Source organism: Mycobacterium sp. E3298 (assembly GCF_001666895.1).
Taxonomy (GTDB): domain Bacteria; phylum Actinomycetota; class Actinomycetes; order Mycobacteriales; family Mycobacteriaceae; genus Mycobacterium.
Genome location: NZ_LZJB01000048.1, coordinates 26054 through 36419, shown reverse-complemented (window position 1 = coordinate 36419; position 10366 = coordinate 26054). Strand labels below are relative to the sequence as shown.

The 10366-nt window shown below is 61.2% G+C and carries 5 protein-coding genes; 3 read left to right on the top strand and 2 right to left on the bottom strand.

Translation table 11 applies throughout. The features are described 5' to 3' along the window. Together A9X05_RS01830 and A9X05_RS01825 are read right to left on the bottom strand one after the other, a co-directional pair. A partial coding sequence (locus tag A9X05_RS01830) for an amino acid adenylation domain-containing protein (protein ID WP_156736200.1) occupies positions 1-2602 on the bottom strand: 2602 nt, incomplete at its 3' end. A gap of 40 nt (positions 2603-2642) precedes the next feature. Next, positions 2643-2873 carry an MbtH family protein gene (locus A9X05_RS01825; RefSeq protein WP_067778800.1) on the bottom strand — a complete coding sequence of 77 codons (231 nt, stop codon included), beginning with the start codon at positions 2871-2873 and terminating at the stop codon, positions 2643-2645. A gap of 1000 nt (positions 2874-3873) precedes the next feature. Between A9X05_RS01825 and A9X05_RS01820 the strand changes: the two genes are divergently transcribed. The 3 genes from A9X05_RS01820 (at position 3874) to A9X05_RS01810 (ending at position 10267) form a co-directional block, all read left to right on the top strand. After that, positions 3874-4302 (top strand): MmpS family protein, encoded by a 429-nt coding sequence (locus A9X05_RS01820; protein ID WP_067778812.1) that lies wholly within the window; start codon positions 3874-3876, stop codon positions 4300-4302. Next, the gene (locus A9X05_RS01815; protein ID WP_067778797.1) at positions 4299-7187 is read left to right on the top strand and encodes an RND family transporter; all 2889 of its coding nucleotides are present in this window, start codon (positions 4299-4301) and stop codon (positions 7185-7187) included. Before A9X05_RS01820 ends, A9X05_RS01815 begins: the two co-directional genes overlap by 4 nt. 164 nt (positions 7188-7351) lie before the next feature. Beyond that, positions 7352-10267 (top strand): RND family transporter, encoded by a 2916-nt coding sequence (locus A9X05_RS01810; protein ID WP_067778794.1) that lies wholly within the window; start codon positions 7352-7354, stop codon positions 10265-10267. The last annotated feature ends 99 nt before the right edge of the window (positions 10268-10366 follow it).

Below are 10366 nucleotides of genomic sequence, written 5' to 3'. Positions count from 1 at the left end.
CGACCCCGTCGAGGCCCTTGAGCACCGACTGGATCTCGCCGAGCTCGATGCGGTAGCCGCGGATCTTGACCTGCTCGTCCGAGCGGCCGAAGTACTGCAGCTGCCCGTCCTCGCCCCAGCAGACCAGGTCGCCGGTGCGGTACATCCGCGCGCCGGGACCGCCAAAGGGGTTGGCCACGAACCGGGAAGCCGTCAGGCCCGCGCGGCGGATGTAGCCGATTCCCACGCCGCGGCCCGCCAGATACAGCTCGCCGACCACGCCGGCCGGCACCGGCTGCAACCACTTGTCGAGGACGAACATCGCCGCGCCGGATATCGGTGAACCGATCGGCACCACACCGGTTCCGGGGGTCAGCGGCTTGCTGATCGAGGCGCAGACCGTGGTCTCGGTCGGGCCGTAGGCGTCGAGCATCACCCGGCCGGGCGCCGCCCACCGGTCGACCACGTCGGCCGGGCAGGCCTCGCCGGCCACCACCAGGGCGGTGGACTCCAGCCCGTCCGCCGGCAGCATCGCCACCGAGGACGGGGTCTGGGTGAGCACGCTGACCTTCTCGGCGACCAGCAGGTCATGGAGCTCATCCGGGGAGCTCGCCACGGACTCGGGGACGACCAGCAGCCGGCGACCGCGCAGCAGCGCACCGAAGATCTCCCACACGGAGAAGTCGAAGGCCGCGGAATGGCATTGCGTCCACACGTTCCCCTTGGGCAGGCCCTCGTCGAGCGACTCGATCAGCCACGTGACGTTGAGATGAGGAATGGCAACGCCTTTGGGCGTTCCGGTGGTCCCGGACGTGTAGATCATGTAGGCGATGTTCTGCGGCGCCGGGTCGGGGAGCGCCGTGCTGGGCTGGGTTTCGACGGCGGGGTCGTGAACGTCGACGACCAACAGGTCGTCGCGCCCGTCCAGCCGCGAACGCAGGTCCGCGGTGGTGATCACCGCGTTGGGTGCCGCGTCGGAGAGCACGAACTCCATGCGCGCCGCGGAGTGCGCCGGGTCGATCGGCACGTAGGCCGCACCTGTCTTGAGGACGGCAAGCATCGCCACGATCGCATCGGTGCAGCGGGGGAACATCACCGCCACGCACTCGCCGGGTCCCGCGCCGTGTCCGGCCAGCAGGTGCGCCAGCCGGTTGGAGGCCTCGTCGAGCTCGGCGTACGTCAACGACTTGGCGGCGCAGGTGACGGCGAAGGCGTCGGGCGCCCGCTGCACGTGTTCGGTGAACGCCGCCGGGATCGACACCGGCTCGGGCACCGGCTGGGTCAGGGCCGCCCGATTGCTCCACTCGTCGAGCTGGGCCGGTTCGTCGGCGGCCAACAGGTCGACCGAGGACAGCCATCGCTCCGGGTCGGCCGTCATCTCCTCCAGCACCTGCTGCATCCGCGCCGCCAGGTCGGCCACGCCGAAGTCCGCGAACGGCTGGCCCGGACCCGCGGTGCTGAGGAAAAGCTGGTCACCGGCGCCGAGGAAGAACAGGCTGAAATGCCCCACGGGCCCGTGGTTGGTGTAACTCGCCGTCGCCGGCGAACCGGCGAGGTCGAGGGTGAGCCGCATGGGCAGGAAGTTGATGCCGACCCGATTCGCGGCCTGCCGCAAGCCGTCGGTCTCGAGGGTGTGCACGGGGAATCGCTGGTGGTGCAACAGCTCCCGAATTCGCGTGTCGACGTGTTTGCAGAAGTCGGCAACCGTGGCGGTGGGCGACGTGTCCAAGACCAGCGGCACCACCCCGGCGAACATCCCGGGAAGCGTCTTCGACGCTTGGCTCACCCGCCGGCTCACCGGAAAGTCGAGCGCCACCTGCGAACCGCTGCCCGACCACGCCCGCACCAAGAGCGCGCAGGCCGCGGTGGTGACGGAGAACCGGCGGATGCCCAGCTTCTTGGACAGCTCCTTGATCCGGGTGGTGACCGACGGGTCCAGCTGGACGGACGCGGACGGCGAGTAGTGGTCCTTGCCGCCCGCGGCCTCGGCCGGGCGATCGACCCAGGCGGTCTCCGGCGGAAGGTTGTTGCTCCAATACGCCTGGTCTTCTTGATAGTCGGCAGACGCTTCATATTCGGATTCGATGTCGACCAAATCTTGCGCCGAGCCGAAATAGGCATCGGGAATGGGTTTCCCGGCCATCATCGCCGAATATATCGTCGCAACTCGACGGCATACCAGCGCCATACCCAATCCATCGATTGCGATGTGGTGGCAGCAACCGAACAAATAGAATTCAGCGGCCCCCGTTTTGAATAACACGAATTGGAACAGCTGACCGTTCAATGCCATCGGGGTGCGCTGGATCGACGACGCCATCGCCCGCGCTTCTCCGACGGGGTCGGGCAGCGACGTCAAGTCGTGGAACGTCAGCTCTACGTTGGGGTAATCGATCGGCTTCTGCACGACGTGGCCGTCGATCTCGAAGAACGAGACCCGGCCCGGTTCGGCCTCGGCGACCGCTTGGGTGATCGCCCGCTGGAGGGCATCACGATCGAGCGAACCCTCGATCTTGATCAACAGGCCGAGCTGCCACTCCGTGCCGACATAGCCCGTTTCTTGCGACAGCCAGATGTCAAGCTGGCCCCGCGTCAGCGGAAGTGTGTGATCACCAACTTCCATCGACTCCCCCAAAGCTTCACCCGCCCCATACCCCGACTCGTTACTGGTCAAAACCCCGGCCCGTTGCGAGTCTGTCTCGCAGGCTCTTTGGCCTAATGTCGGGCCAATTTTGTTCGATGTATTCCAAACACGCAGCGCGATCCGCCTCGCCGTAGACCACTTTCCAGCCGGCTGGAACGTCGGCGAAGGCCGGCCAGAGGCTGTGTTGCTCCTCGTCGTTCACCAAGACGAAAAAACTGCCGTTGTCGTCGTCGAACGGATTGATGCTCACAGTTCTCCAAGCTGCTAGTTGACATGAGTGGAACGGTTCCAAACCATACTGGAGCCACTAGCGCGCGTCCGAGGTTTGGACAAAGTTCCCGGGGTGACCCGTCAGGCTCTTAACGTGCCCTAAAGATTGGGCGGGTACAGGGCTGCGCAGCGGCCGCCGTTGGCTGCTGTGACCTGCGGTAATGGCTCACCGGTGCGGCTCGCAATTGGGCAAGGTCGGCCTTCAAGGACGATGGATTTTTGGGTGCTTGTCGTTAGTCAGGATACCGGGGCTCGAGCCCCCGGGAAAATCACCACGAGGCGAGCCCCTTCCGGTGGCCAACGGGGCCACGAAAACTGGCGCAAAGCCACCCCGCAGAAGCGCCGGCCGGCGCCCGCGGCCCGCCACCGAATCGCGGCGGCGAAACCCATTGACTACCCGCGCCGATAGTCGTTAGCTTGCTGGGTCCGCCGATCCAGAACAGACCTTGGCCGCCGGGCGGACCGAGGGCGGGCGAGCACCGTTCGGACACCGAAATTGGCAGCGGGCGCGGGCCCGCTGAACCCGGCGGGGCGATAACCGAAAAGTGCCGTTACGCATGCGGTATGCATTACGATCCCGTATCTCCTTGTCGAAGGTCTGATACGGAGACCGCTGGCGTGGTTTACTCATGAAGACTCGGTCGCGCTCCCCGGGGGCGGGGCTCGCATGAGGTGCCGAAGCACGACTAGTCTGCGAGGTACACCGCATTCGGAGCGCCCTCACCTGGCGTACGCGATCAAACCAATATGTAACAGCTTGTTCGGGCCGACGGAATAATCAAGAGACGTGAGAATGGGCAGAAGGGGGTGCGGTGACCGAACCCGACGTGCGGGCCCGGCCCGGTAGCGCGACGGAAGGCCGAGACAGCGGCCAGCCGCCTGGTCGCCGACGGGGCATTTTGGGCGTTGGTCGCCGGTCCTCGACCGGATCTCCGGGACTAGCTGCGCCTCAGAGGTACCGTCACCGCCGAAATGGAATCATTGCCGCGTTAAAGCGGTCTTGGATCCCGTTGCTCATAGTGGCAGTGGTCGCCGCAGGAGGACTGACCGTGTCGCGGTTGCACGGCATCTTTGGCTCCGAGAAGCGCGAGTCGTACGCCGACACCAGGATCAAAGACACCAAGCCTTTCAACCCCAAGCACATCAGGTACGAAATCTTCGGACCGCCGGGGACCACTGCCGACATCAGTTATTTCGACGTCGATGGCAACCCGGTACACGTTAACGAACAACCCGTGCCCTGGTCCTTCGATATTTCGACGACGCTGCCGTCAATCTTGGGGAACGTTGTGGCACAGGGCAATAGCGACACGCTGGGCTGCCGTATCGTGGTCGACGGAGTGGTAAAAGCCGAAAGGGTTTCGCACGAATTGAACGCCTTCACCTACTGCATGTTGACGGCCACATGACCGACGTGCATACGGCTTCTCAACCCACAAGGCCACCATTCGCAGCGCGAATGATCCATAGACTTTCGATACCCATTATTTTGGGATGGTTGGGGATCGCAGTCATCGTGGCGATCGGCGTTCCCCCGCTGGAGAAGGTCGAGGCGGCGAATGCAGTCTCGCTGAGTCCCGTTGCCGCGCCGTCGTTTAAGGCGATGGAGCACTTGGGCAAGGACTTTAAGGAAACCAATTCGGGCGCTTTGGCGATGATCGTCTTGGAGGGTCAGCAACCTCTGGGTGACGACGCGCACAATTACTACAACCATTTGGTTCGTGAGTTGCGCGCCGATAAGCACGTGCAGAACGTCCAAGATTTCTGGGGCGATCCGGTCACGTCGAAAGCCGCGGAAAGTTCCGACTCGAAGGCCGTGTATGTGCAGGTCCAACTTGCCGGAAGTCAAGGCGGGGCCTCGGGGGACCAATCGGTGGCAGCAGTTCGACAAATAGTTGCGCGGACGCCGCCGCCGAATGGATTAAAGGCCTATGTTACGGGCCCCGCGCCGACAGTTGCGGACATGAACATCGCCGGTCAAAAGACCGTCATGCTGGTCACCGTCACCAGCCTTGCGGTGATCTTCATTACCCTGCTGCTCGTCTACCGGTCGATCACGACGGTCATTCTTTTGTTGCTGATGGTCGGGCTCCAATTGCAGGTGTCGCGAGGACTAGTGGCTTTCCTTGGTCATCTCCAGCTGTTGGGCCTTACCACATTCGCCGTCAACCTGCTAGTTGCCGCGGTCATCGCGACGGGAACTGACTACGGCATATTCTTTGTCGGGCGATACCAGGAAGCGCGTCAGGCCGGCGAGGACCGGGAAACGGCTTTCTACACCACGTTCGGCAGTGTGGCCAAGGTTGTGTTGGCTTCGGGCCTGACGATCGCCGGGGCGGTTTTCTGCCTCAACTTCACTCGGTTGCCCTATTTCCAGCCTCTGGGCATTCCCTGCGCCATCGGCATCACTGTCGCGGTTCTAGTTGCCCTCACGCTCGCGCCAGCACTTCTCGTGGTCGGCGGCCGTTTCGGCCTATTCGACCCGAAACGGGTGATTACGACGCATCGCTGGCGGCGGATTGGCACGACGATCGTTCGTTGGCCGGCACCCATTCTCGTCACAACGCTAGCGGTAGCCCTCATCGGTCTGCTGACCCTGCCGAATTACAAACCCAGCTATGACGATCAGAAATTCATCCCCGCTGACATTCCCGCCAGTGTGGGGAATGCTGCCGCGCAGCGACATTTTCCCCAGTCGCGAACGATGATGCCGGAGATTCTGCTGCTGGAGAGCGATCACGATCTGCGCAATCCGGCGGATATGATCGTCTTGAATAAGGTGGCGAAGGCCGTTCTTGCGGTGCCGGGCGTTTCCACAGTGCAGTCGGTAACCCGCCCCGAGGGGATCCCGCTCGAGCACACGACGATCCCTTGGATCGTGAGCATGTCGCAGGCGAGCCAGCAGGTGAACATGGCGTTCCAGAAGGACCGCATGGACGACATGCTCAAGCAGGCCGAAGAGCTGGCAAGAATGATCCAGATCATGCAGCACATGTATGGCCTGATGAAGGAACTGGTCGCGACCACCCACCATATGGTCGGCAAGACGCATGAGATGCAAGAGATTACAGACGAATTGCGCGACAAGATCTCCGATTTCGAAGATTTCTTCAGGCCGGTCCGCAGTTACTTCTATTGGGAACGGCACTGCTACGATATTCCCGTTTGCTTTTCGATCCGATCGTTATTCGACGCGCTCGACGGCGTCGATGCAATAACCGATAAGCTCAAAGATTTAGTGGCGGACCTGGATCAACTCGACGTTCTGCTGCCGCAGATGGTCGTGCTGCTGCCGCCCATGATCGAAAGCATGCAGAGCATGCGGACCATGATGCTGACGATGCACAGCACCATGGGTGGCGTCTTGGGCCAGATGGAATCCCAGGGCAACAATTCGGCCGCGATGGGGCAGGCGTTCGACGCGTCCAGGAATGAGGATTCTTTCTACCTGCCGCCCGGCATCATCAACGACTCGGAGGCCTTCAAGCGGGTCGAGAAAATCTTTATGTCGGCGGACGGACGAGATGTCCGCATGCTCATCTCGCAAAAGGGCGACCCCGCTACGCCCGAAGGCCTCTCGCGTGTGGAGCCCATTAGAACCGCAGCCGAGGAGGCACTCAAGGGAACCCCGTTGGAGGACGCCAAGGTCTATCTCACCGGCACCGCGGCGATAACGAAAGACATCGTGGACGGCTCAAAATGGGATCTTTTGATTGCTGGTGTCGCCGCGATCTGCCTCATTTTCATCATCATGCTGATCATGACGCGAAGTTTCATTGCGGCGCTGGTCATCGTCGGTACGGTGCTGCTTTCCATGGGCGCTTCCTACGGGCTCTCCGTGCTCGTCTGGCAGTATCTTCTCGGCCTGCAACTGCACTGGACGGTGCTGTCGACGTCCGTGATTGTCCTTTTGGCGGTGGGTTCGGACTACAACCTCCTGCTGGTGTCCCGGATGAAAGAGGAACTTGCCGCCGGTATCAACACCGGCATCATCCGGGCGATGGCTGGGACCGGTAAGGTTGTCACCAATGCGGGCCTGGTGTTCGCGTTCACCATGGCATCCATGGGGGTCAGCGACCTGCGCAGCGTTGCCCAGACGGGCACAACGATCGGGTTAGGGCTCCTGTTCGACACCTTGGTGGTGCGCGCATTTATGACGCCCTCCGTCGCCGCGCTACTGGGACGCTGGTTCTGGTGGCCGGAGCGCGTGCGTCCGCGACCCGCCAGCTCACTACTTCGGCCAACAGGCCCCCGTCCGTTGGTGCGCTCGTTGTTGCTCAAACAGCCGTTGTAACGCCGAACTTCCACCTTCAGCACAGGGACCGCGACCGTGGGGAACATCGTGACACAGGACAACAAAGTCGGCATTCGTCGCTGCGCCGAAGTGGACGGTGTGATCGAGGCTGCCCTGATCCGGCACCGACTGCGGGTCGCTACCGCCTGGCGGTTGAGTGCCGCATGAGCACCGAATACATGCGAGCCCCTTTCGTCGCGCGGAGCATCCGCCGGCTGTCGGTGCTCATCGTCCTGGCGTGGGTGGCCCTGACCCTGCTGGTTACATTCGGTGTTCCCTGGTTGGAGACGGTCGGAAGAGAGCACTCCGTGCCATTGGCTCCACCAGATGCACCGGCGGTGCAGGCCATGCAGCGCATGGGCAAGGACTTCAAGGAGTCCGATTCGGACAGCATTGCGATGGTCGTGCTGGAGGGACCACAGCGACTCGGGGACGACGCCCACAAATATTACGATCAATTGGTTCGCGCACTGAAGGCCGATCCGAAGCATGTCGAGCATGTACAGGATCTGTGGGGAGACCGGCTGACGGCGGCGGGTGCGCAGAGTGACGACGGCAAGGCCGTCTACGTGCAACTCAACCTGGCCGGCAACCAGGGCACCACGCTCGGTCAAGACTCCATAGCCGAGGTTCGCAGTATCATCGCGCGTTCAACTCCCCCTCCGGGACTCAAGGTTTACGTCACCGGTCCGTCTGCCCTCTTATCGGATATGCAGCAGGCTGGTGACAGATCCATTCTCAAGATGACTGCGGTGGGCGCGCTGATCATTTTTGTGGTGCTGCTCTTCGTCTACCGTTCGGTCATCACCGTGATCCTGTTATTGGTGACGGTCGGGATCGAAGTGTTGGCGGCCCGGGGAATCGTCGCGTTCCTTGGCGACCATAGTCTCGTCGCACTATCGACTTTTGCCGTCAACCTGCTGGTGGCACTCGCGATGGCGGCCGGAACTGACTACGCGATCTTCTTCTTCGGCCGGTATCAAGAAGCGCGCCAGTCCGGTGACGACCGGGAAACTGCTTTCTACACTACCTACCGCGCGGTCGCTCCCGTTGTCTTGGGTTCTGGTTTGACGATCGCCGGAGCGATGATGTGCCTGGGCTTCACACGGATGCCCATCTTCCAGACCATGGGTGCGCCGTGCGCCGTGGGCATGCTCGTGGCGGTGGTGATCGCGCTCACCTTGGTTCCGGCGGTTATCACGATCGGAAGTGGCTTTGGACTGTTCGACCCGAAGCGGGTTCTCGCGTTCGGTCGATGGCGGCGGATCGGAACGGCGATCGTCCGCTGGCCCTTGCCCATTCTCGCTGCGACGATCGCGGTCGCCGTGGTCGGTCTCGTGACGCTGCCGGGTTACCAAACGAGCTACAACAACCGCCTGTACATGCCCAACGACATTCCCGCCAACGTGGGGTACGCGGCCGCTGATCGTCATTTCTCCCAATCACGAATGATGCCCGAGATCGTGATGATCGAGTCGGATCACGATATGCGTAATCCTGCGGATTTTCTGGTGCTGCACAGACTGGCCAAGGCGATATTTAAAGTTTACGGTATCTCTCGCGTACAGGGCATAACCCGGCCCGAGGGCACTCCGATTCAGCACACATCAATACCTTTCTTGATGCAAATGCAATATTCCGTAATGCAGCAAGATCAGCAATATATGAAAGCACGCACGGAAGATATGCTCAAGCAGGCGGACGTACTGTCTAATCAAATCTCGATGATGAAGCGCATGTATGCACTGCAAAAACAGATCACAGCTATTACGCACGACTCAATCGGCAAAACCAAAGAAATGCGCGATGTCCTCTCCGAACTCCGCGATAACTTTTCCAACTTTGAAGATTTCTTCAGGCCAATACGAAGTTATTTCTACTGGGAACGGCATTGTTATGACATTCCCATCTGCTGGGCTTTTAGGAATATTTTCGAGACGGCCGACGGGATCGACACGCTGAGCGATAAGCTCGACGAGCTTATCGTGGAACTGAACAAGATGGATGCGCTGTTGCCACAGTTGCTCGAGATTTTCCCGCCGTCGATTGCAATTGCCGAGGACGCGCGCGACATGTTGCTGACGAGTTACAGCACCATGAACGGAACGCTCGGCCAGATGAACAACCAGAAAGAGAACGCCACCGCCATGGGGGCGACGTTCGATGCCGCGAAGGACGATGACTCCTTCTTTCTCCCACCCGACATCTTCAAGAACGAAGACTTCAAGCGTGCGATGAGCCAGTTCTTGTCCCCGGACGGTAAAGCCGCGCGATTGATCATTTCCCATAAGGGCGACCCCGCGTCACCCGAGGGCCTCGACCGTATCGACAAGATACGGACGGCGGCCGAGGAGGCGCTCAAGACGACCCCCCTGGAGCCGTCAAAAATTTATATCGCCGGTACCGCGTCGACATTCAAGGATTTCCGCGACGGTTCCACCTACGATCTATTCATCGCGGGAGTGGGTGCACTCTGCCTCATTTTCATCATCATGTTGATCATCACGCGAAGTTTCGTGGCCTCGCTGGTTATCGTCGGAACGGTGGCGCTTTCGCTCGGCTCGTCGTTCGGGCTGTCCGTACTGATCTGGCAATATATTTTGGGCATCCAGTTGTACTGGATGGTGCTGCCTATGTCGGTGATCGTGCTTTTGGCTGTGGGCTCCGACTATAACCTGTTGCTGGTATCTCGGATGAAAGAGGAAATAGCCGGCGGTATAAACACCGGCATCATTCGTGCGATGGGCGGTACGGGTAAGGTCGTGACGAACGCGGGCCTGGTGTTCGCATTCACGATGGCCGCAATGGTGGTTAGCGATTTGCGCATCATCGGTCAGGTGGGTACCACCATTGGCCTGGGGCTGTTGTTCGACACCCTGATCGTCCGCTCGTTTATGACCCCGTCCATCGCCGCCCTGCTCGGCCGCTGGTTCTGGTGGCCCCAGGTAGTTCGGCCGCGGCCCGCGAGCCAGATGCTGCGGGCGGAGGGACCCCGTCCGATGGTGCGTTCGTTACTGCTGCACGGTGGCGGTCACGTTGATGACGCGCCGACAGCCGAAATTACGAGGCCGTCCGTTTAAGACTCATCGGTCTAACCGCAACAGCGGAGAAGGTCAGTATGTCTCGGATAGTGTCGTCCTCCCTACGAATATGGCCAACATGCAGGTAACCACCATGGA

Bases quoted from the DNA above. Each gene is read 5' to 3' on its own strand.
- A9X05_RS01815 (WP_067778797.1), top strand. From the start codon at position 4,299: ATGACCGACGTGCATACGGCTTCTCAACCCACAAGGCCACCATTCGCA.
- A9X05_RS01810 (WP_067778794.1), top strand. From the start codon at position 7,352: ATGAGCACCGAATACATGCGAGCCCCTTTCGTCGCGCGGAGCATCCGC.